This is a genomic window from Desulfuromonas sp. KJ2020, from assembly GCF_024197615.1.
Lineage (GTDB): Bacteria > Desulfobacterota > Desulfuromonadia > Desulfuromonadales > SZUA-540 > SZUA-540.
Genome location: NZ_JAKUKE010000001.1, coordinates 1,152,006 through 1,174,425, shown reverse-complemented (window position 1 = coordinate 1,174,425; position 22,420 = coordinate 1,152,006). Strand labels below are relative to the sequence as shown.

Annotated in this window: 25 protein-coding genes; 18 read left to right on the top strand and 7 right to left on the bottom strand. The window is 52.3% G+C overall.

All coding sequences use genetic code 11. The features are described from left to right. Window positions 1-75 precede the first annotated feature (75 nt). The 4 genes from MJO47_RS05400 to MJO47_RS05385 form a co-directional block, all read right to left on the bottom strand. Window positions 76-516 (bottom strand): M48 family metallopeptidase, encoded by a 441-nt coding sequence (locus MJO47_RS05400; RefSeq protein WP_253960093.1) that lies wholly within the window; start codon window positions 514-516, stop codon window positions 76-78. Between the two features lie 140 nt (window positions 517-656). Continuing rightward, on the bottom strand, window positions 657-1,784 hold the full coding sequence (locus MJO47_RS05395; RefSeq protein WP_253960092.1) for a M20 family metallopeptidase: 1,128 nt from the start codon (window positions 1,782-1,784) through the stop codon (window positions 657-659). Next, entirely contained in the window at window positions 1,781-2,293 is a 513-nt protein-coding gene (locus MJO47_RS05390) for a GNAT family N-acetyltransferase (protein WP_253960091.1), read from the bottom strand. The genes MJO47_RS05395 and MJO47_RS05390 overlap by 4 nt, the downstream gene beginning before the upstream one ends. Window positions 2,294-2,413: 120 nt before the next feature. Further along, window positions 2,414-3,727, bottom strand: a complete 1,314-nt coding sequence (locus MJO47_RS05385) for an integron integrase (protein ID WP_253960090.1) — start codon at window positions 3,725-3,727, stop codon at window positions 2,414-2,416. Window positions 3,728-3,871: 144 nt separating this feature from the next. Between MJO47_RS05385 and MJO47_RS05380 the strand changes: the two genes are divergently transcribed. Both MJO47_RS05380 and MJO47_RS05375 read left to right on the top strand, forming a co-directional pair. Continuing rightward, window positions 3,872-4,369 carry a hypothetical protein gene (locus tag MJO47_RS05380; RefSeq protein WP_253960089.1) on the top strand — a complete coding sequence of 166 codons (498 nt, stop codon included), beginning with the start codon at window positions 3,872-3,874 and terminating at the stop codon, window positions 4,367-4,369. 87 nt (window positions 4,370-4,456) lie between these two features. Continuing rightward, a complete protein-coding gene (locus MJO47_RS05375; protein WP_253960088.1) occupies window positions 4,457-5,044 on the top strand; it encodes a hypothetical protein in 588 nt (195 codons plus the stop codon). A 517-nt stretch (window positions 5,045-5,561) separates the two neighbouring features. Here the strand turns inward: MJO47_RS05375 and MJO47_RS05370 are convergent. After that, window positions 5,562-6,611 (bottom strand): IS110 family transposase, encoded by a 1,050-nt coding sequence (locus MJO47_RS05370; protein ID WP_253960087.1) that lies wholly within the window; start codon window positions 6,609-6,611, stop codon window positions 5,562-5,564. A gap of 198 nt (window positions 6,612-6,809) precedes the next feature. Here MJO47_RS05370 and MJO47_RS05365 point away from each other — a divergent pair, with 198 nt between their 5' ends. From MJO47_RS05365 to MJO47_RS05355, 3 genes are all read left to right on the top strand, one after another. Beyond that, entirely contained in the window at window positions 6,810-7,214 is a 405-nt protein-coding gene (locus MJO47_RS05365) for a YceK/YidQ family lipoprotein (protein WP_253960086.1), read from the top strand. 83 nt (window positions 7,215-7,297) lie between these two features. Further along, entirely contained in the window at window positions 7,298-7,660 is a 363-nt protein-coding gene (locus MJO47_RS05360) for a YceK/YidQ family lipoprotein (RefSeq protein WP_253960085.1), read from the top strand. A gap of 500 nt (window positions 7,661-8,160) precedes the next feature. After that, window positions 8,161-9,573 carry a P-loop NTPase fold protein gene (locus tag MJO47_RS05355; protein WP_253960084.1) on the top strand — a complete coding sequence of 471 codons (1,413 nt, stop codon included), beginning with the start codon at window positions 8,161-8,163 and terminating at the stop codon, window positions 9,571-9,573. 213 nt (window positions 9,574-9,786) lie between these two features. Here MJO47_RS05355 and MJO47_RS05350 read toward each other — a convergent pair whose 3' ends face one another. Then, window positions 9,787-10,446: a DDE-type integrase/transposase/recombinase gene (locus MJO47_RS05350; protein ID WP_253960083.1), complete on the bottom strand. Its 660-nt coding sequence runs from the start codon at window positions 10,444-10,446 to the stop codon at window positions 9,787-9,789. Window positions 10,447-10,581: 135 nt separating this feature from the next. Between MJO47_RS05350 and MJO47_RS05345 the strand changes: the two genes are divergently transcribed. The 8 genes from MJO47_RS05345 to MJO47_RS05310 all read left to right on the top strand — a co-directional run bounded on the left by MJO47_RS05345 (window position 10,582) and on the right by MJO47_RS05310 (window position 16,586). After that, window positions 10,582-11,016 (top strand): hypothetical protein, encoded by a 435-nt coding sequence (locus MJO47_RS05345; RefSeq protein ID WP_253960082.1) that lies wholly within the window; start codon window positions 10,582-10,584, stop codon window positions 11,014-11,016. Between the two features lie 48 nt (window positions 11,017-11,064). Beyond that, window positions 11,065-11,637, top strand: coding sequence for a hypothetical protein (locus MJO47_RS05340; RefSeq protein WP_253960081.1), 573 nt, complete (start codon window positions 11,065-11,067; stop codon window positions 11,635-11,637). Window positions 11,638-11,694: 57 nt separating this feature from the next. Further along, the gene (locus tag MJO47_RS05335) at window positions 11,695-12,237 is read left to right on the top strand and encodes a flavin reductase family protein (protein WP_371926646.1); all 543 of its coding nucleotides are present in this window, start codon (window positions 11,695-11,697) and stop codon (window positions 12,235-12,237) included. A 104-nt stretch (window positions 12,238-12,341) separates the two neighbouring features. Further along, window positions 12,342-14,102, top strand: coding sequence for a GGDEF domain-containing protein (locus MJO47_RS05330; RefSeq protein ID WP_253960079.1), 1,761 nt, complete (start codon window positions 12,342-12,344; stop codon window positions 14,100-14,102). Window positions 14,103-14,122: 20 nt separating this feature from the next. Beyond that, window positions 14,123-14,590: a GNAT family N-acetyltransferase gene (locus MJO47_RS05325; protein ID WP_253960078.1), complete on the top strand. Its 468-nt coding sequence runs from the start codon at window positions 14,123-14,125 to the stop codon at window positions 14,588-14,590. 127 nt (window positions 14,591-14,717) lie between these two features. Continuing rightward, a complete protein-coding gene (locus tag MJO47_RS05320; protein ID WP_253960077.1) occupies window positions 14,718-15,173 on the top strand; it encodes a hypothetical protein in 456 nt (151 codons plus the stop codon). A gap of 90 nt (window positions 15,174-15,263) precedes the next feature. Then, window positions 15,264-16,034, top strand: coding sequence for a MipA/OmpV family protein (locus MJO47_RS05315; protein WP_253960076.1), 771 nt, complete (start codon window positions 15,264-15,266; stop codon window positions 16,032-16,034). A 72-nt stretch (window positions 16,035-16,106) separates the two neighbouring features. After that, window positions 16,107-16,586 carry a DUF1499 domain-containing protein gene (locus MJO47_RS05310; protein ID WP_253960075.1) on the top strand — a complete coding sequence of 160 codons (480 nt, stop codon included), beginning with the start codon at window positions 16,107-16,109 and terminating at the stop codon, window positions 16,584-16,586. 28 nt (window positions 16,587-16,614) lie between these two features. Here MJO47_RS05310 and MJO47_RS05305 read toward each other — a convergent pair whose 3' ends face one another. After that, a complete protein-coding gene (locus MJO47_RS05305; RefSeq protein WP_253960074.1) occupies window positions 16,615-17,256 on the bottom strand; it encodes a DeoR family transcriptional regulator in 642 nt (213 codons plus the stop codon). A 216-nt stretch (window positions 17,257-17,472) separates the two neighbouring features. On the opposite strand from MJO47_RS05305, the gene exbB reads away from it, so the two are divergent. The 5 genes from exbB (at window position 17,473) to MJO47_RS05280 (ending at window position 22,341) form a co-directional block, all read left to right on the top strand. Beyond that, window positions 17,473-17,895 (top strand): TonB-system energizer ExbB, encoded by a 423-nt coding sequence (gene exbB, locus MJO47_RS05300; RefSeq protein WP_253960073.1) that lies wholly within the window; start codon window positions 17,473-17,475, stop codon window positions 17,893-17,895. Continuing rightward, window positions 17,888-18,268 (top strand): biopolymer transporter ExbD, encoded by a 381-nt coding sequence (locus MJO47_RS05295; protein WP_253960072.1) that lies wholly within the window; start codon window positions 17,888-17,890, stop codon window positions 18,266-18,268. The genes exbB and MJO47_RS05295 overlap by 8 nt, the downstream gene beginning before the upstream one ends. After that, window positions 18,265-21,210 carry a TonB-dependent receptor domain-containing protein gene (locus MJO47_RS05290; protein ID WP_253960071.1) on the top strand — a complete coding sequence of 982 codons (2,946 nt, stop codon included), beginning with the start codon at window positions 18,265-18,267 and terminating at the stop codon, window positions 21,208-21,210. The genes MJO47_RS05295 and MJO47_RS05290 overlap by 4 nt, the downstream gene beginning before the upstream one ends. Before the next feature lie 254 nt (window positions 21,211-21,464). After that, complete coding sequence (locus MJO47_RS05285) at window positions 21,465-21,815, top strand: DUF1622 domain-containing protein (RefSeq protein ID WP_253960070.1); 351 nt, start codon at window positions 21,465-21,467, stop codon at window positions 21,813-21,815. A gap of 217 nt (window positions 21,816-22,032) precedes the next feature. After that, the gene (locus tag MJO47_RS05280) at window positions 22,033-22,341 is read left to right on the top strand and encodes a ferritin family protein (RefSeq protein WP_253960069.1); all 309 of its coding nucleotides are present in this window, start codon (window positions 22,033-22,035) and stop codon (window positions 22,339-22,341) included. The last annotated feature ends 79 nt before the right edge of the window (window positions 22,342-22,420 follow it).

The following is a 22,420-nucleotide window of genomic DNA, read 5'->3' as shown; positions in this document are numbered from 1 at the left end:
ACCTGGTCCCCCTGTCACCGGCGCCTTGACCGGTTGAAGAAAAGAAGCGCTGCGTCCACAGGGAGCGGCCGCCGGTCAACGGACTCCCAGCTTGGAGGACAGAATGCCGAGGTATTTATTCAGCGGATTATCGCGGGAAAGAGCGGGAAATACGGAGGGCTTGCGCAGCCCCAGGTTCTTGAGTTCGGCCACGATGCGGGCATTGCGCCCCAGCTTGAGCCCTTTGCGAAACGTCTGAATGGCGCGATACTTCTGATCGGCCAGAATATAAATGCGGCCCAGGTTGAGATAGTGAACCGGATTGTTCGGGTCGAGCTGCATGGCCTCGTGGCACATGCTGGCCGCCTGCTTCAGCTGCCGATGCTCCCGGGCCAGGCAATAGGCCAGATAGGACTTGACCATGGGCGTCTTGGCGTCCTTGGCCGCGTTCTCCAGCAGATGAATCGCCTCCACCATATTGCCGCGCTCGGCGGCGTCAATCCCCCGCTTGATCATGTCTTTGGTTTCTGTCGTCATGCACTCACCTCTTATTCATTTAGGGATACCGTTATCCATACCAGCTTCATCGCCGGACCCTACGAGCATAAAAAAAAAATGGTTCTAATGCAAGGGGTTCGCCCGCCTGGCCCTCAGGCTCCCGTCGTCTGCAGAATTGCCTACTCGGCCGCCAGACAGAGAGCGGCGTAGATACGGGCGGCGTCCTCCACCTGTCCCAAGGTGGTCTGTTCATCCGGGGTGTGGGCCGTCTCCAGCGAACCGGGCCCGAGAATAAGCGGTTTGACGCCGGCTTCAAAAAAGAGGTTGCCGTCCGAGTGGGAGCGGAAAGCGTCATGCTGCAGGGGCAGATTCAGACGTGGATAGACCTCCTCCAGCACCCCGGCCAGCCAGTTGTCGGCGTCCAGTCGGTAGCCGCGGGAATCGAAGGTGAAGGTCATCTCGATTTCCAGGCTGTCCACAAAGGCCGAGGCCTCTTCGACCTGCTTCTCCATCTCCTGTCGCACAACGGCCGGATCGATCTCGGGCGGCAGATGGATATCGATCCAGGTCTCGCAGCGGTCGGGCACCACGAAGCCCGCCCGCGACGAACTGAGCTCGCGGATGGAATAGACCAGCTCCGGCGTCTCGCGGCTGAACAGCGGGTGGCGCCCCAGGTGCAGCAGCACCCGCAGCATCGACTCGATGGCGTTGTGGCCCAGCTCGGGCAGCGACGAATGGATGCGGCGGCCGCGCGTGACCAGCCCCGCCTCCAGATAGCCGTAATGACTGAAACAGGGCGCCAGCGAGGTCGGTTCGCCGATCACCACCCAGGGCGGCGTCTCGGTCTGCAAAAAGGTGGCGCTGCCGTCGCCGTTCTCCTCCTCCCCCACCACCAGCAGCAGCCCCACCGGCGGCCGCTCCGCGTCCGGCAGGGAAGCCAGGGCGATAAAGGTCTCCACCATGGCGGCGCAGCCCCCCTTCATGTCGGCGCTGCCGAGACCACGCACCACGCCCCACTCTTCCACCGGCTCAAACTCTTCCAGATCCCAGGCCGGCACCGTATCGACATGACCCACCAGGTAGAGGCGCGGCGGCGCGCTCCCCATCGTCACCCGCAGGTTGAAGCGGTCCTCCTCCACCTCCTGCCGCTCCACGGCAAAGCCGGCCCGCTGCAGAACCTCTTCCAGGTAGAGCTGCACATCCTCCTCCTTGCCCGCCGGCGAATAGATCTCCAGCATCTCCATCAGCGTCGTGCGCAGCCGGGCCGGGTCGATGGCGTGCCAGACACGCTCCAGACGGTCGCTCATACCGGTTTACTCCTCTTGCGCTTGGTCTTGCGCGAAAGATTGAGAGTCATGTAGACGTGCTGCTGAGGATTACCAAAACCCTGCTTCTCAAAAAAGCGGATACCCGCCACGTTATCGGCGTCGGTGTCGATAATAATCATGCGCACCCCCTGCTCGCGCATGCGCCGCTTGATCTCCTTGAACAGCGCCGACCCCACGCCGCCCTTCTGGATGCCCGGCTTCACCCCCAGCCACACCAGATAGCCGTATTTCCAGGCCGAATTGCTCTTCGCCACCGTGGTGCCCAGGGCAAAGCCCAGAATCAATCCCCGGTATTCCGCCACCAGGCACAGTTCGCTGTCCGAATTGTAAAGCGTGGTAATTTCGTACTCGTCCCAGGTGCGATACATGCTGGGCGAATAATCGGAAGTAAACAGCTCTTCCCCGATATGAAAGACCACCGGAAAATCATCGATGGTGATCTCGCGGATACGCAGGTCGTCGTCTTGCTGGTCAGTGTCGGCAGCCATGAAAAACCTCTGGGATTTAAGATAGGTAGGCAGAAAATATACCAGAGGGGGCGACCGTTGGCAAAAAGGGATTTTGCCTGCGATTCGGCCGCACCATCAAAGCGTCGCCCAAAAGGGATATCAGACAACGTCCAAAGGGCTGCGCACCCCGATACCCGGCCGGCTCAGCACATGGGTATAGATCATGGTCGTGGCGACATCCGCATGCCCCAGAAGCTCCTGTACGGTGCGGATGTCGTAGCCCGATTCGAGCAGATGGGTGGCAAAGGAATGGCGCAGGGTGTGGGGCGTCACCGTCTTGCTCAGACCGATCTGGCGGGCAGCCTCGCGGACCGCGCGCTGCACAGCCGACTCATCAAAGTGATGACGCCTCACCTTGCCGCTCTCGGGGTCGACGCTCATCCGCGAGGCAGGAAAGACGTACTGCCAGCGCCAGTCACGGGCGGCACCGGGGTATTTTTTTATCAAGGCCGAGGGCAGCCAGACCTCCCCGTAGTTCTTGGCCAGATCCTGGGCATGAATCAGACGAGCCTCGGCAATCTGCTGCTTAAGGGGATCAAGACAGATTTCAGGCAGCATGGTGATGCGATCCTTACGCCCCTTGCCATCGCGCACCACAATCTGGCCCAGCGCAAAATCCACATCCTTGATGCGCAAGCGGATCACCTCCATGAGACGCATTCCACCCCCATAGAGCAAGTTGCCCATCAAAGACAACGGGGAGGGCAGCTCTCGCAATAAAGCCGAGACCTCATCGCGTGAGAGCACCACCGGCACCTTGATGGGCTTCCTGGCTCGGGCAAAGTCGGAAAAATCCCCCAAGGGAATTTTTTCCGATTCCTGAAATAGAAAGACCAGAGCATTGAGCGCCTGCTTCTGCGTATTGACTGCCACGTTGTGCGTCTCAGCCAGATCGGACAGGTAAGCCCTGACGGCAGCGGCATCCAGATCGGCAATGTTCCGATGGGGATAGTAGCCCAGAAACCTCGTCGCCCAATCCAGGTAGGCGCCGACCGTGCGTTTGGCATACTGACGGCCGACCAGAGTGCTGCGCAGCTTCCTCAGCGTTGCCTGATGGGCTTCGGAAAGAGCCGGAGGTCTTGAAGGATATTGAGGTACTGCTCGATTCCTCTGGCCATCTGCAGCCCAGGAAATCTTCAGATAATCACGGAACAGGTACCACAAAGCCGTACGAGCCTGACGATACTGCCACTCCTCGATAGCCTTGCTTGACTTGAGGTTATCGAGAAAAACCGAGACATGGGCGGGTTGGCAATCCATTAATGGCAATGCGCCAATAAATTTGGTAAACTGCTGACACCATTTGACATACCACTGAAAATGCTGCGGATTGACCTGTTTCTGAACCAAAATGTTTTGATAGTTCCGCCAGAACTGAGATTCAGACGCACCACCCCCCATAGGTTTAGACATACCCCCTCCAGATGTTGAAATTTACAATGAATTTTCTCTAATTTTCAACATACTGGATTTACTGGAAATTTCAAGCAATATTCCGGTAACCGGTATATCCGATATACCGGTTACCGCCTAATCCCTGTTAGCTGAAAGAATAATATGAGCGAATTTTCTATTGCGACATTTTTAAGTTCAACTGTTGTTGCTGGATTAATTGCTGCCGTTGTCTCAATGAGAAACAATGACACCCAGGTCAAGTCCAGCAACGTCCTTCAAGAAAGAACAAAATGGCGTGAAAAAATACGTAATCTCCTGATTGAATTACAGAGTGCTCAAAGACTTTCGGACCTGAAAAAGCTAAAAACCATTCAGGCCGAATTCATCACTAGGCTTAATCCTGACAGCAAGAATGATGAGGAAATAATCGAATGCATACAAAGAATTATTGAAAACCCTAAAGACAAGAGCCTATTCAATGAGTTTGCCTATCGAATAGCCCTTCTACTCAAGCATGACTGGGAAAGAGCAAAACATGAAGCAGCACCACTTGATTTTAACCATCCCGATCCAAGAAGAAAGTCTTTTGAAGAATTCAAAATAGGAAAATCAGCTAACCATTTAATCAACCGGACGGAAAATACGTCTGCGCAAAATTGAAAAGCAAAATCTAAAATTGCGGTGGTGGCCGAAACTTCGCGTCGCCGCCGGTTATCATGAACCGTTAGATTTCAAAAGGAGAAAAAATTGTCAAAAATAATCGTCGCCACAACTTGGCTTATCTTTTCTCTCGTTGGTATCAGTGGTGCAGAGGTGATCGGTGAAATTGATTCGGCAAGGGGATTTTTTAGCATTGGAGTGATGTATCTTGATGACGACGCACCTCAAATTTCCGAAAAATGGGTGGAGCCAGAAATCACAAGTGAGATACGTTCAGATTATCCGAATGGCAATGCTAGCGTAATCATAATCACAAAAATCCGAGATGATCTTCCCAAAGACGACAGCATATTGGAGCGGGTTAAAAACAAAAACATCCCGCTCCAAAAAATGCATGGCGATAAAAGAGTCTCTATTACTGAAAAGAAATCCAGTAACTCAAAAGTCCTGCAAGTTGTATTTAAAGAAATTACCTATGACGAATTTACTCCCTACGGTCTTGGCTTCACAAAGTCAGAATCAATTGGAGTAAGTCAGTACATTGTAAAAAAGGGGTTCTTAGTAGAATTTTTCACCTTTATAAAAAACAATTCAAAAACACCTTTTACTGAAATTGAACCTGTCATCATAGAGCTTTGTGATGAGTTTAGGGACTCATTTAAAATCGAAATCTAACCCTTATCAGGCCCCCGCGGGTCAAGAGTAAAAAAGTCCCTTAACGCAAAAGATTACCCTTTCGTTCTTTGACAAGCGACTGATCAGCTTACGAGCCMWCCGGTTTCYGRCTTGGGATTCATMWTCTGGCTGCAGACGAATTCTGCTCCAAACACTTATCGAGGCTCTTTTTGCAGGGGCTCTTTTGAGGCCTCCCTGCCGCCTGGAATCACGCGCGTTCCCTTGTGCCGTCCCATTCAAGACATCGGGGTCCATCTGGTTTTGCCGATGGCCGCAGTTAGTTGCGGGATCGGGGAAGGGGCAGAATCCGGCGCTGGCCCTTTGGACCATCGCGCAAGTTATATGGGAGCGAGGCGGATCTCCAATCAATACAACCGGCTGATCGTGGGTGGCTGACTATCCGGCCTGGTTTAAGGGTTTTTCTCCCAGAAGTTTTCGCTTCATTTCGGCCGATCGGTTTCAGTCTGCCTTGAGGGTATCGCCAGTTAGAGGCTCAGGCTGATCCGCCCCCTCCGCTTCAGGTGCTCTTGCGCAGGAAAAGCTCCTGATCAAAAGGCACCTGATTCTTGAGCATGTAATAGACGGCTCTTCCCAGTCGGTGTGCGAGGATCGCCATGGCCTTGCCTTTGCCGTGCTTGCTGGCGAGTCTCTGCTTGACCTGTTGCGCCGGCGCGTTGCCCTTGAGCATCAGCACCACCGCTTCGCCAAAGGCCCAGCGCAGATGCGCGTTGCCGATCTTCTTGCCTGAGTGGCCGTAGCTTTTGCCGTTGGACTGCTTGGCCGGTTTGACCAATCGGCAGTAGGAGGCAAAATCCTGCTCGCGGGGGAAACGAGCGATATCCTCGATCTCGTAGAGCATGACCATGCCGAGAATCTTTCCGACACCGGGGATGCTCTTGAGCAAAGAGAGATTGACCGGATCGTGCCGTGTGGCCACTTTTTCGAGTTCCCGCTCCAATCGGTCCAGCAGTTGCTCATAATGCTCGATGGTCAGAAGATCGACCTCCACCATCCTGCGCACCACCGGATCGGGGAACTTGCTCAGCAGATCCCCCCGCTCGCTCGGCTTGGCGATGCGACCCAGAGGGGCGGGCAGGTTGTACTGAGTGGCGGTATTCTGGATATGGGCAAAGAGCTCGGCACGTTTACGAACCAGATGGTTGCGGCGCCGAAGCAGATCGCGGGTAGCACGCATCTCTTTGGGATAGACATAGGACAGCGGGAAGGAGCCGCCACGAAGCAGTACGGCGATCTTGTAGGAATCGATCTTATCGTTCTTGGCCTTGCCGCCATGGATGGCTCGCATGTAGAGGGCATGGCCGAGGACGAAATCGATGCCTTCTTCAGCGCACAGATCGGCGAGCCAGTACCAGGTGAACATGCACTCGCAGCCGACCACCAGTCCTTTTCGATACGCTTTGATCAGTCGCAGGAAGGCCTTGGGGCGAGTCGGGATGTTCTTGTGAACGACCACCTCGCCGCTCGCATCGAGGATACACACATACATGGCGTCGGCATGCAGATCGACGCCGCAATAAAATCGGTGCGCTTTGGTGTAGAATTTCATCGTGCAGGCTCCTTTCTTTGAGAAGGTTTGCGTTACTCAAAGAATACCGGACGGTCCGGTATTTACGGAGGGGGCCTGCACTAGTATCAACCTAATCAACCGGCCGAAAAATACATGGGCGGTTTTCGAATGCATTCTACAAAATTGTTCCGGCACGTCGTCGCCGGTTATCGCTGACCGTTAGGCTTCCATGAAATTATGAAACAAATTGTTTTCACCATTTTCATATTATCTCTTTATGGTTGCGCAAGCTCTATTGCCATAAATGAACGATTGAGTGAAAAGTCTAACGAATCACATGAGAAGGGCACTAACGAAAACACTACACCATTAGATGTCGATACCAGTGTTTACCCTGCAACCAAATTGGACTATGTGGCTTTTCAGGTTTTTTGTTGTAGTGACTACATTGACACTGAAAGTAAACAACCTTTATCAGCACATATTTTTACAAAAACGGTCGTACCTCTTATGTGTATTGTCGATTTACCTTTTTCGATAGTTTCTGACACATTGCTATTTCCTTTTGATCTCTATGCAATCCAACAAAAGGAAGGTACAAAAGAGCAGCCTAACCACACAATCAAGGCGGAGGAAAACTAGCTTGGCGATTCGCGTAAAGGTTTCTACTAACTTGTTCAGTCGCGTCGTCGCCGCTTATTTCAATCCGTTAGGCTTACTAAAAAATGAAGAAGTTTAATGTTATCTTTATATTCGTCAGTGTGTTCCTTATCAATGGTTGTTCAACAATTGAACATAGATTGAGTAGCCCTGAGAAAAAAGCTGAGTTTCAGGATTATGGCATTGTCCAAGATGGTATTTATCCAGCAACTCGGCAAGATTTTTTAGCATTAAAATATATTCCCAACTCGGAGTATAGACCTGGGCAAGTCGATTATTTGAGCAATGCTATTCTTGCATGCTTCGTCGTAATTGATATTCCAATCTCGATAGTTTTTGACACCATATTTTTACCACATGACTTAAATATCAAAAATGAACCGGATACGGAAGTAAAGTCTATTACTGAAAAAAACAAAGAATATTAACAGCCTAACCATCCAATCAAGCGGAAGGAATAGGCAGATGTTGTTCTCGTAAAGTTCGGTGGTTCTCACAGGTCGCGTCGCCGACGCTTATCTCAATCCGTTAGGCAACATGCCAATAAATAAGCTTCCCACATCTTTCGAAGCGACCATTGTCAAATGGGTATTCATCCCATTTGCTATTTTTGCAATTGTATTTCTCCTGGTATTTAGAACCGTTGGCGTCAAGGATTGTGAGCAACTCTGTGAAGACAATGGTTATTCTAAAAGCACTCATATCCCGCCTGATAGATTTGGCTCCGATGAAAAGTGCATATGTGAAGAACCAATTAATCCAGAGCAACAAAAGGCAAAATTGGAGATACCACGTTTGGAATGAAGTTGCCTAACCATCCCATGAACCGGACGAAAAATACATGGGCAGTTTTCGAATGCATTCTACTCAATTGATCCGGCGCGTCGTCGCCGGTTATCGCTGACCGTTAGCCCCAAGAAAGAAAAAGATGAATTTAAAGCTTCAAGCCATTCAAATCGACCCTGCCAATCCCTTTGCGAACGATTTATTAAATAGGCAGGGGGAAATAGAAAACCTTTCAATCCTTATTCGAAATGTGAACTCTCCTGCCGTAATAGCCATTGATTCTCGATGGGGTACGGGCAAAACAACCTTCATAAAAATGTGGGAACAACAGCTAAAACATGAAGGTTTTGATCCGCTATATTTCAATGCTTGGGCGACAGATTTTTCAGAAGATCCTTTGGTATCTTTTTTAGGTGAAATGAATGATGGCCTCGAAGCACTAATTGGCAAATCTGATGAATCAAGACAAGCGTGGTCGAAAGCTAAGGCAGTCGGAAAACAAATCGCTAAGCGCAGTGTGCCTGCCCTTATCAAGATCGCAACTGCAGGTGTAATAGATGCTGAAAAAATTATTGAAGACGAATTGTCTAAGGCCATGGAATCACTCGCAGGTGATGCCCTGGATGATTATCTAAAAGCCAAAAATGCTATTACTGCATTTCATGAAGCACTTACTCAGCTTATAGATATTTCCTCAAAAGATAAGCCCGTGGTTATTTTCGTTGATGAGTTAGACAGGTGTAGACCTACCTATGCAATTTCTCTCCTTGAAAGAATAAAGCATTTGTTCAACATTGAAGGCTTGGTTTTTGTTCTTGCTTTAGACAAAAAACAACTTGGTCACTCTATTAGTGCCGTCTATGGGGACGGAATTGATTCAGACGGTTATTTAAGGCGATTTATTGACTTTGAATATCAACTCAAGTACCCAGAAAGAAAGAATTACATTAATTCACTTTTTTCAGCCCTATCACTGGACGAATACTTTGAAGTAAGAAAAAAATACCAAGAACTTCAGTATGATCGAGGATATCTTGAAAATGTATTCACAATGCTTGCGGAGTGCCAAAATCTTTCCCTGAGAGAAATTGAGCAGCTACTAGCAAGCATCAACCTTGCCTTAAGGACAGCCAAAGAAAATGAGTACATACATCCAGCTCTTTTAGTCTTTCTGGTAGTGACAAAAAATACACATCCAGAGCAATATCAAAATTTTGTATCAGAGACAGGGTCAGAAAAAGAAACTATTGAGTACTTATATCGTATTGTTCCGCGCAAAAAGAGATTAGGTGATTTTGAATTTGAATGTGCACTCGTCGAGGGCTTTCTTATCGCGGCAAAATACAGTCGACACCAACAAGAAGTGTCAGATGACCTTGAGAGGCATAAGGCAATAATTGCTAGTGAAGAGTCCTCAAGAGAAGAAAAGAGTTACTCAGAAATTGTTATAAACGTTGCAACGCGTCCCGTCGGGATGGGGCGTGGCGTTGCTCTCAATACCCTTGTAGAAAGAATCGATTTAATTAGTCAATTTAAGTTCTCAGAAGAGGGCTAACCCTTCGCTCCACACCGACGGTTGATACAGGAGTGATATTCGATAAAATGTTAGATCTGAACGCGTTTTTTACACTTTTAAGCCATAGAAATGATCCAGCAACTTTTCGTATGGCGTTAGATCGTCAATGCCCTTGTGGGGCTTGACCGTGTTGTAAAAGTTGATGAAGCGCAGCAGGCTGAAATGGCGGTTCTTACGATCTTTGAACGTCTCCTACTGATGCCACATCTCCATGATTGTGCGGATAACACGCTCGGCTTTGCCGTTGGTCTGGGGCCGGCTGATCCGCGTAAACTTCTGGCCGATACCGAGTTCGCTACAAGCCTTGACGAAAGCATGTTCGCCAGTGCCTTTAAATTCTTTGCCGTTGTCTGAGTAGGTGTATTCGATGGTGTAAGGGCATTCATCGACCACCTGACGCAGAAAGAGTTCGGCACTGTGTTGTGTCTTGTCCGGGAATACCCCTGCATAGAGTTCCCGGGAATAATCATCAATGGCGACGAACAGATACTCGCGTGGCAGCGTCTGATCTTCRCCCTTGATCAACGGGAGCCGCTTRCTGTCGAAGTGAACCAGCTCTCCAGGATATGATTTRTTGTARCGTCTGGCTTCTCKTTTTCGTTTTTCTTCGAGTTCGCGCTCGACTTTAGCCAGCCGCTTCAGCCCATACTTGAGGCTACGAAAACGATCGTTGACACTCTTGCGGGGTACAAACTCCTGCTTCCTGGCCCGTGCGAGTATCTTGTAGATCGTTGGCCTCGAAACCCGGTAGAGTTCTGCCAGGCGACTAACCTTGTATTCGCCAGTCTGCCAAAGCTGCCAGATCTTCTGCCGATCATGAGGCGTTAACCGAATGTTTTTGTGCATGACCATGTTTACAAAATCCTCCGCTCGATATTATCGGATTCTGTAAACAACGCGTCAATTTCTTACAGATAAAAGGTCTCTGCTCTGCTAGCGTCCCAGCGCCGCCGGTGAGCTTAACCGTTAGAATTTGAAAGAAATTATATGAACAGTAACAATTTAGCCAATATAGAAATTTTCAATAGAAGTGTCGGAATCCTTTTTGGAAAATTATTAGAGACGTTTCCAAAAAGAACAGAAATCATCTTCAATGATCTAGCAATAGAAATGTTCGACGATGATGACAACACTGAAACCTATTTTGATAAACATGAATTATTTGCAGAAACCACAGTCTGGCTTGAGCGATCCGGTTATATTTGGGCGAGCAAAATTGAAAGTTACGAAGCCTACGGTGTTGTGCTAACCCCAATGGGCTTAGAAACTATGAAGCACACCCCGGAGGCACTCACTGGAAAATCAATAGGAGAAGAAATTTCTTCTGCTATAAAATCGGGCGTAAAAGAAACTGCAAAAAGTGCTTTAGCAACAATAGTTTCCATTGCCCTTACCGAAGGATACAAAGTTCTTTCAAGGTAAGAATTCTAACCATGTCATCAAGCGGACGAAAGGAAAATAGGGACATCCATGAAACTGCTTCGCCTGTTGTTGGTTGGACTGCTTGTCCCCAGCGTCTGCCTTGCCCAGCTCAGCGACGAGAACCTGTTGCAGGGTTTGCCGCAGGGCTACAAAATCGCCTTTCAAACCCAAAAGGGGAACATGGTCATGACCGAAATGGTTCCCGAGGCGGAAACCGTCGACAACTGGACGGAGATGGTGACCACCCAAATCTTTCTGGGCCTGAAGGAGGCAACGCCTGCGCAGTTTCAGGCCCTCTCGACCAAAGCCTGGCTGGACGTCTGCAAGGATGGTGAAGTGGCGCCGGTTACACAGGGGGAAGAAAACGGGTATGCTTTTTCGATCTGGGTCCAAAGCTGCCCTGAGAACCCGCTCACGGGCCAGCCGGAGAACACCTGGTTCAAGGCTATCAAAGGCAATGACAGTTTTTATCTGGTGCAGAAGGCGTTCAGGTTTCATCCTTCCAGGGAACAGATTGTTCAATGGATGCAGTATTTCCGTGCCGTCGAGGTCTGCGACACGCGCCTGGCCGACCGTCCCTGCCCAAAACCTGGGAAGTCAAAGCGACAGCAAAAGCCTTAAAGACATACCGCCGCATAACGTAAACAGACGGTCCGACCGCAGGAGATGGGTATGGCGATGCACATGATGCCCCTTGAGCAGGCTTTCACGCTGCTGGAACCAGGACCCGTGGTGCTGGTGACGACCAACAACGGCGTGAAGAACAATATCATGACCATCTCCTGGACCATGGTGGTGGACTTCACGCCGCAGTTTGCCCTGACCACGGGGCCATGGAACCATTCCTATGCCGCACTAGAGCAATCGCGGGAATGCGTCCTGGCCATTCCGACGGTGGACCTTCTTGACCAGGTTGTCGGCATCGGCACCTGCTCGGGCGTCGACACCGATAAATTCGCGAAATTTGGGCTGACCCCTGTGCAGAACGAGTTCGTGAAGGCGCCCCTGATCAAGGAATGTCTGGCCCAGATCGCCTGCCGGGTGATCGATATCGTCGAGAAGCACCATATCGTGGTCCTCGAAGGCATCGCGGCTTATTTCGACAGCAGCCGCCAGGAAAAGCGCACCTTGCACGCCGTGGGCGATGGCACCTTCGTGGTGGATGGGCGCAGGATAAATCGCCGAGAGATGATGCGGTCGAAGCTTCCGGAGGGAGTCTGACGCATTACTCCTCCCAAAAAATGACTTGTCTGGTCACGATATACTGTTTAAACTGGCCCTCGTTAGGCCTGAAATTGAATGGCGATCACCCTTTCTGAGGCCAGATGACCACGCCTGCCAAGGCTCCCCGCCGAAAAAGCATTCTCGTGTTCTTTGTCGCCACGACGGTCCTTCTTTCCGTTGTCGTTCTGGCATTCAACTCCATTGTCATCCAGGGGTTGATCCGCGATTATCGGACCGTCGTCGCCAGTCAGCAGATTCTCAATCTCTGTAAAAGTCTCTTCGAAGTCATCTCCTGCAATGGGTACGAACGCGGACGCGTCAATGTGGTGCTGAACTTTCAGGGCAACCCCCAGGAGATGCGGGATTCCATCGAATTTATAGACAGAAACAGGCAGCAAGGCGAAGCCCTGCTCAAGCAAACCCTGAACCGGATTGTGCAGGAGGGAATTCTGTTCGATCCGGAAGCTTTTCGAAAAATTCAGGAGTTGAACTTGACGACCCAAACCCTGCGTGAGCGCTATCAGGAACAATTCCCGCTGTCCTTTGCCGAGAGAGACCTGAAACTCGACGATAGGTGGTTTTCTCACATGTCCTCGCAGATCGAGGCTTTGAACCTGCTTATTTATTCCATTAAAAACCTCAACCGGATCGACCCCGAGCTGAGACACTATTTCGACATGATCTACCTGTTGGCCATGCTGCGAGATCACGCCGGACCCGCCGTCTCGTACCTTAAAGCGACAACCTTTAACCGCAGCAGCCTGACCCAAACCCGCATCGAAGAACTCAAGCGCCGGGAAAATTATGTCCGCGATCTGCTTGATCGTCTGCAGGCCGACGGATATCACTTTTTGCCACCCCATACCCAGGAGGCCATCGCTACCTTTGATCGGTTTTATTTCTCGCAGGTGCTGCTGGTGGCGGAATACATTTCGGAAAACGAAGAAGTGCACTTTGTAACGCCGGTCGATTTTCGCTCCTACCTGAAAAACGGGGTCGCCGCCTTGGAGCAGTTGCAGTCCCTGACCCAGGAGATTATGGTTTTGATGGACGAGGGGGGCTCCGAGAGGATTCGCCAAGGGGAAATCCGCATCGCCGCCGCCATCACGTTATCTGCCCTGGTCCTTTTGGCCATCATTGCCAGCCTCATACATATCTACAAGGTAATATACCGGCGCATCATCCTGTCATCGGATATCATCCAGGAGCTTTCGCAAAACAACATGGAAGTGACCATTTCAGGAGCGGTTCGCCATGACGAAATCGGTGATATCGAGTCGGCCCTGGTACGCTTTCGCGACAACCTGGTCGCCCTGAACCAGAGCAATACCCGATTGAGCGAAATGTCCCAGACCGACTCGATGACCGGCCTTCTTAATCACCGGACCATCTTGGAACGGTTGGATCTTCTTCACAGGGAAGCCCGCCGTTACGGGCACACCTATACGTTGCTGATGATCGATATCGACCTGTTCAAACCGATCAACGACACCCACGGACACCTCATCGGCGATGAGGTGATTGAGGAATTGGCCTTGACACTGCGGGAATCCACCCGCAGCACCGATCTCGTGGCGCGCTACGGCGGCGAGGAGTTTCTCATCACTTTTCCCCATATCTCCATTGATACCGCCATGGAAATGGCCGAAAAACTCCGATCCAGAATCGAGCAGACCTCGTATTCGTCGCGGGATCTTCATCTGACAGCCAGTATCGGCGTCGCCGGCTTCTTACCGGAACTCAGCGTCGCAGCGGTAATCGACCGGGCGGACAAAGCCCTCTACCGTGCGAAGACGGCCGGCCGAAACTGTGTCCGGAAATTTGAGGACGGGTTCATAGCGAAGAGTGAAACAGAACGTTAACGGGATACCTGGCAAAAAAAATGGAAATAATCCACTACCTGCCACAATATGCGCATGAAATTGCTGATTTATTCCATGATTCGGTCCATGCGATTGCTTTTCCCCAATACACCCAAGAAGAAATTGAGGCATGGGCGCCGACACCACCTGACTATAAAAAATGGGCAGTAAGGCTCAACGAAAAAAAGCCCTATCTTGCCGTGCTGAACTCAAAAGTTGTCGGTTTCATTGAACTGGAAAGTGACGGTCACATTGACTGCCTATATACCCATAAAGACTTTCAGCGCTGCGGTGTGGCACGAAGCCTTTATCTTTATTTGGAAAAAGAAGCAAAAAAACAAGGCATAAAGCGGCTTTACGTAGAGGCTTCGTATCTTGCAAAGTCATTTTTTGAAAAGGAAAACTTCAAATTGGTAAAAAAAAATACAGTTGCACGAGACGGGGTAAAACTCACTAATTTCACAATGGAAAAAGACCTCGCCTCCTGAAAACCTAATCACAGAATGGCATAACCATCCAGGCACAATTAAAAAAACAAGTCACATTGCGGTGGGTAACGCAGGTTCGCGTCGCTGCCGGTTAACATGAACCACGGGAAGGCAAAGAGAGAGATTCATGAAAAAAGTGTTTATGGTTTTGGGGGTTGTATCCCTTGTCGTTGTCCTCGCTATGGCAGGAATCGGGATTTTTACCTGGTATAAATCGTCTCAATACAAGGACACGGCGGTGCCGTACATTAAGGCAACCGTTCCGGAGCTCTCAAAGTGGGATCCTGAAGTGATTAAGGGCTATATGGCGCCCGAAGGCATCAAAGACGTCTCTGATGAAAATTTTGTAAAAATAATCCGCTACCTCTCCAAGCTTGGCGCCTTGCTGTCCATGGAAGAACCGAGCTTCTCAAATATCTATACAGGTTCAACCCTTGAGGGCGGCAGTCAAACCATTGTTACCTATACGATTGATGCAACCTATGAAAAAGGGGACGCTGAAATCACCATGACCTTGCTCGACCTGGGAAATACTTTTCAGGTTTATAAATTTCATATCAGTTCTATGGCCTTGGTCGAGTAACCTGTTATCTCGATAATAAATGCGGACGACATCGACTGGGGGAAAGGGGACAATCACGCAGTACCCCCTTTTCTCTCCTTGAGGATTTTCATGAGCTACCGCCTTCTGCCCCTGGCCCTCTTCGCCCTGCTTCTGCTGCCGCCAGCGGACGCGACCGCCCAGGAGCGACCGCCGGCGGGAGCCTGGCGGGTCAGCCTCGGCGCGATTGGCCTCTATCTGCCGGAGTATGAAGGCGCCGACGCGTATGAATTCAAGGCCTTCCCTTCCCTCGACATCACCTGGCGCGACCGGGTTTTTCTCAACGTCCGCCAGGGGCTCGGCGTCTATTTCTATCGCGGCAATGACCTGCGCCTGGGCGCCTCGGTGGGCTACAGTTTCGGTCGCGACGAGAACGACTCGGCCAACCTGAAGGGCCTCGGCGATATCGACGATGGCGCCAGCGCCAACCTGCTCGCCCGCTGGAAGCTTGGAAAGGTCACTCTCGACGCCCGCTACGAACAGCAGATCACGGGGGCAGACACGGGAGCCCAAATTCATACCACTCTCGGCTACGGCCATCGTCTCGGACCGACCATGCTGCGCCCGGCCCTGACCACCACTTGGGCCAGCGACTCCTACATGCAGGACTATTTCGGTATCAGCCCGGCACAGGCGGCGAACTCCGGCCTGCCGACCTATAGCGCCGAGGCGGGCTTCAAGAGCGCAGGGGCCAGGCTCATGATTGTCCATCCTCTCAGGGGTGCCTGGGCCCTGACGATGCTTGCGAACTATGACCGGCTACTCGGCGACGCCGCCGACAGCCCCCTGGTCAAGAACGAGAATCAATATTTCACTGCTCTCGGAATCGCCTATACCTTTTAGTAACCGGCTCCACACCACCACCTGTTCGAGGCAAAAGGAAACCTCCCCAGGATTAGGCGAAAGGACAATGGCATGAAGACTTCAGCCCCAAAATTCTTGCGGCGACCAGCAGTTGACCTTCTGCTTTTCGGACTGGTTTTCCTGATGGCATCCTGCACATCGGCCCCACAGAACATCGGGCCCATAAACGGACGCCTGCGGCCCTGCCCACCAACCCCCAACTGCGTCTGCAGCGAAGGCGACGAGGATTCTTCTTCCTGGATCGCTCCCTTGCTCTATCAGGGACCGCCAGAACTGGCGTGGCAACGGCTTAAGGGGGTTGTCAGAGAAGCGGGAGGACATATTGAAGAGGAGCGGACCGATTATCTGCGGGCCACCTTCACCTCGAAGATATTTCGCTTCAGGGACGATGTGGAGTTCCGGTTAGCGCCGGGTGAAGGCATCTTACATGTGCGATCCGCCTCGCGACTGGGATATTTCGATTTCGGCGTCAACCGCAAGCGGGTCGAGAAACTGCGGAGGATGCTGGAAACAGCCTCTGGCGGGGATTAAAAAACCCGCCGTCCCTCTGGTAGCTGTCTCACTCTTGTTTCTTTCCTTCGAGAGTCCGGCCGGTGCAATGAGGACAGTCCTGGGCCTGATGACTATGGGGTGCCATGGAGTTTTTGAGAAAGTTCACCGCAAACTCGAACCCGCCCAAAACCCCTCCGAAACCCGCCTGAAACCGCTGCGCCATCTCCTCGCTGTCGAAGGTCAACATCGAGGGCTGACAACAGGGGATGGCGGCACTGCCCAGAACGAAAAAGCTCTCGGAAACAGGATGAGAACGACCCGTGAGATAGTCTGAAGTATGGGCTTCTTCGACCTGCTCTCCCAGAACCAGGCAGGCATAGACTCCGCAGTGAGGGCAGCAGGCCATCTTCTGAGTCCCACTTTCCAGTGTCAGACTGAACTGCAGGTGAGAGGTGGAAGGCCGGGAGCAGATCAGACAGTCTTCGGAAACCCCATCAGCAGCCGGGTCAGCCCCCGATGCGCTTCTTGCGCCGATCGCCACCGCACCGCCGTGGATACGCTTAAGGGCCTTACGCTGTTCGAGCATCTCCAGGTCGCGATGAACCGTCATTTTCGAGACACCGAACCGCTCGACCATTTCGGAGAGCGTGAGGTTGCCTGCCTGCTCCAACCACTCCAGCAATTCACGACGCCTTTCAGAATTTCTCATGCCCACCTCGTTGTTATTTTTGTAACAGAATATTAGCAGATAATTTTTAATCCTCCTTGTAAATCTGACTTAATTTGTTATAAACGTTAATATCTTAACAAAACTTCTATCTTTTGTTACTAAAATAACTTTTTAAGGCACGTCTTCCCTGGCTCCGCCCGGTCTGTCCGAACAGTTCGAGGCATCTCAATCTTCCACCCACACGCAAGGGCTCCCATGGAATGGTTCAACGAGTTGATCGACTACGGCATCATCGGACTTCTGCTTGCCCTAAGCATGGTCGCTGTGGCTGTAGCTATTGAGCGCATCCTTTTCTACCGTCAATTCACCCCTGGCGACTATGCCAATCGGCAGCTTGCCGAGATCGCCCTGACCCGCAGGCTGCATATCATCGCCACTGTCGGCAGCAACGCTCCCTACATCGGGCTGCTGGGCACCGTATTCGGCATCATGCTGACCTTTTACCGCATGGGTCAGGAAGGCTTTATCGACACCGGCGCCATCATGACCGGGCTCGCCCTGGCGCTCAAGGCGACGGCCGTGGGGCTGCTCGTGGCCATCCCGGCAGTCACTTTCTACAACCTGCTGCTTCGCAAGGCCAAGGAGTTAATGCTGCTCTGGGAAGCCGAACGTGGATAGCCGGGGTTTCGAAAGCATCAACGTCATCCCCTTCATCGACATCATGCTGGTGCTGCTCACCATCGTGCTGACTACCTCGACCTTTATCGCCACGGGTGCCATCGGGGTCCGCCCGCCCCAGGCTTCTCCCAGTAGCGTGCCAATGGAAAAAAGCCTGCGCCTGGAGATCGACCGCAGCGGTCAAATCTACCTGGAGGGCAACCCGGTGGAACTGGCCGAAATGGAAGGCCTGCTGGCCGGACACAACCGGGAGACCGCCGTCCTTATCCGTGCCGATCGCCAGTTGGCTCTGCAGGGCTTTGTCGACGTCATGGACCGGATGAAACAGCTCGGCTATAACCGGATCAGTCTACAGACCGAGGCGTCGCCATGAGCCGGTCTCTCACTCCCTGGATGGCCAGCCTGCTGCTTCACCTGCTGGTAGCCGGAGCCGTGTTTTCAGCCGGCAGCAGCCTGCGTCAGCCCCAGCGTATAGACCTCTTCGATCTGAGCCTCGTGCAGTTTGCGTCCCCTGCGTTGGACAAACCTACTGCCAATGCCGCGCCGCCCCCTCCGCGAAAGAGTCTCCAAACGGCGCCGACCCCCAAGCCGAAGCCCGTAGTCAAGCCAGCACCGAAACCCGTTCCCCTGGCCCAGCCAGCGCCCACGCCCCCTCCTGTCGCTGAGCGTGAAAAACCCCTGGTCAGGACAGACCCGCTCCCCTCTCAGGCAGCCGTCCAGTCCCCTCCCGCAGAGCCTTCGGTGCCGGCAACGCCCTCAGCTGAAGAGGCTGCAGCCACCGGGCAGTCGACAGTACCCGCCAAGATGGCCAACCTGGAAGACGAGCAAGAGACCGGCGAGGGGAGTTCCTCCGCACAGTATGTGCAATCGAATTTCACCTACATCCGCGACCGGGTCATGGCCTCTCTGAGGTATCCGTCCATCGCCAGACGCCAGGGTTGGAGCGGGCAGGTTCGGGTGGAGTTTACCATTCTGAAAACCGGCAAAATCGAAAATCTCAAGATTGCCAGAAGCTCGGGTTACCCTATTCTCGACAAGCAGGCGTTGAAGGCCGTTCGGGCTGCTGAACCCTTCCCCCCCCCCCAAAGGGGCGGCGACCATTACCCTGCCGGTCAATTTCGTTCTCAATTAAATCGGGAGGTCTTGGCAAACCGCACTCTGCACCTATTTTTACTTTTTCTTTCGGCGGTTGCACGCCGCGAGCAGGTGACTCGGATCACCCTTCAAGGAGGTACCATGTTCAGACGTATCCTGTATGTCCTCGTCCTTGCCGGCATCGCCCTGTCTTGTCCTATCCCCGGGGCAGTCGCTGAATCTCTGATGCTTGACGAGATCACCGTGCGCGGCGAGCAGCAGCAACCCAACGAAGAGACCCTCAGCATTCGCGAGGTCCGGGAAAGCCCTGCACGCGACATCGGTGAAGCTCTTCAGAGCGTACCGGGACTGAACATCGTGCGTAAGGGCGCCATCGCCAACGACATCGTGCTTCGCGGCTTTCAGGGCGACGATATCAACATGTTTCTCGACGGCGTTCGCCTGCACGGAGGCTGCCCGTCCCGCATGGACCCTCCTTCCTTCCATTTCGATTTCGCCGAGGTGGAATCCATCGAGATCATCAAGGGCCCCTACGACCTGCGCAATCCCGGGAGCCTGGCCGGAATGATCAATGCCATCTCAAAAGCTCCTAAAAAGGGGCCGGGCGCCACCGCCAATATCAGCTACGGCAGCTACGACTACCTCGATGCCTCCATCACCGGCTCTTACGGCGGCAAACACTTTGACGGGCTGCTGGGATATGCCTACAAGAGTTCCGACGTCCCCGAATCCGGCGACGGCAAGCGCCTGACGGAAATCTATCCGATTACCAGCCCCAACCGCTATCGCCCCGAAGCCATCGATTCCAAGGCCTACGAGACCAATACCCTGTGGCTCAAGGGCGGATATAAGCTCGCCAAGGGACGCAGCGAACTCGCTTACACCTACCAGGACGCCGACCACGTGCTCTATCCCTACCTGCTGATGGACGCCGATTACGATCGCACCAACCGCCTTGACTGGACCACGACCCTGGAGGACCTTACGCCGGCGGTTTCCAAGGTGCTGGTGCAGCTCTGGGTCAACCGGGTCGATCATGTGATGGACGATACGCTGAGGGCCAGCTCCCTGCCCAGCATGATGGTCACTCGTCCGTACATGATGAAAACCGATGCCGAGACCACGACCTACGGAGCCAAACTCAATGCCGACCTGCCGGCCGGACCTGGCACCCTCGCCCTGGGTACCGATTTCTACCGCCGCAATTGGGATGCCGAGAACGTCTCCGCCATGTGGGCGAGCTACACGCCTCAGCCGATGATCCCTGATGTGGATATGGACAATTTCGGCGCCTTTGCCGAGTACACCTGGCCCTTGGCCGAGAAATGGACTCTTAAGGGAGGCGCTCGCCTCGACTACACCGAAGTCACCGCCAACTCGCTTAACGATGCGCGGCTGGCCAGTCTCTATCAGCCCTATTTCATGGAAACGCTCGACACCACCACCGACTTCACCGAACCGAGCGCCAACATTCAGCTCACCTGGAACGCCACCGACCAGCTGGAGATTTTCGCCGGCGCCGCTTCGGCCAGCCGCCCCCCCGACCAGCAGGAACTCTACATCGGCCTGCAGCGCATGGCCGGCAAGAACTGGCTGGGGAATCCCGCGCTCGACGCGACCCGCAACAACCAGTTGGACCTCGGCGCCAAATGGACGAACGAGCGGGTCTTCCTCAGCGCTTCTGTTTTTTACAGCGATCTCAGTGACTTCATCCATGTCGCTGACGCCGTCGACCCGGATGGCGCCGGCCCGTTGATTCAGGCGCGAACCTACACCAACGTCGATGCCACCATGGTCGGAGCCGAGTTCGGCAGCCAGGTCTCTCTTCCCGCCGACCTTTTCCTCAAAGGAACCCTCTCCTACGTGCGTGGGGAGAATGACGACACCAACCAGCCTCTCAGCGAGATCCCCCCCCTGACCGGCAATGCGTCCATACGCTATGACAACGGGGAGTGGTTTGCCGAGATCACCGAGCGCTTCGCCGACCGACAACACCGCACCGATCCGTCACTCAGCGAGGAGGAGACTGCCGGCTGGGCCGTGACCGACATCAAGGCTGGGGTCACCTGGGATCGCTGGTCGGTGTTCGGCGGTGTGAACAACATCTTTGACCGCTATTATTACAGCCACCTCTCCTATCAGCGGGACCCTTTCGGCAGTGGCGTCAAGGTGCCGGAAACAGGGCTTTTCGCCTATCTCAATCTGGGATACCGCTATTAATTCCCCACAGAGGGTGTCCTGAATATAAGGAGGCCGGAGCGTTTTCGCTCCGGCCTTTTTGTTCCCCTGGATCTGCAGAAAAGAGAAAATGAAGGTGGCCCTCAAAAAGTTCCTGGCTTTTCTTTAATATTATTTGCAGTAGGATTGTTATGGTTCAGGTAAGAAGAAAAGAATCGGGATTGAGCCTAGGCCCAGGGCATTTGAGGGGAAAAACCGTTAAGGAAACCCCATTTGCCGGCACATAGGGGAGTAATATGAGTAATTTCATTGCACCAGTAGCAGCTTGGTGCGCCGCCATTATTGAAGCGATCGGCATCGGCACTATTACGCTGTTTGCACTATATTCTCTTCTCAATGCCGCAACCAAGCTACTCAAAAAGGCAGATGGTGATTCTATTTTCCATGAGCTCCGTCAATTACTAGGCCGTGGTATTTTGCTTGGTCTTGAGTTTCTCATCGCTTCGGACATCATTTATACAGTCGCAGTCGAGTTGACCTTTCAGACCATAGGCGTTCTCGCCATAGTTGTACTCATACGCACGTTCCTGAGTTTAACCCTGGAAGTCGAGATGTCTGGTAAATGGCCCTGGCAGGAAAGGCGTTAGTATACAAATGTTCGTTTAGACATCCACGAGCCCTTACTGCACATTGCCTTGTTTAGGCGGCGGTTGCTGTTTCGCCATTTAAAACAGCTGAGCGGGCAATCCGCTCATCGTTGCCCAGTCTGGTATAATTAGATGTGTACAGCGACTTCCCTAGGGTTCACTGCTGGTCTTTTTCGTTAGGAGTAACGAAATATCGTCAAAAAAGGAGGTATTGAGTATGCCGGAGTTTGGAACCCCCTTTTCGGGACTTGCCAAAGGGCAAAAACTTACTCAAGAAGAATTAATCCGCGCAATTCGGTTTATGATCGCCGCTGAATATGAGGCTGTTCAATTGTATATGCAGTTGGCGGAATCGATCGATCATAAATTGGCAATTGAAGTGTTAAAGGACATTGCCGATGAAGAAAGGGTTCATGCGGGAGAGTTCTTACGCTTATTGAAAGAATTAGCCCCCGATGAAGAAACATTCTATGCAGAGGGTGCAGAAGAAGTTGAAGAAGAAATAGAAAGACTAAAAAAGAATTAAAACCAGAACTCCTAACGAATTGCTTTACCCTGAAAAATTGCCACTTTCGCCAAGCAAAACATCTTTTAGCCTTCTATGT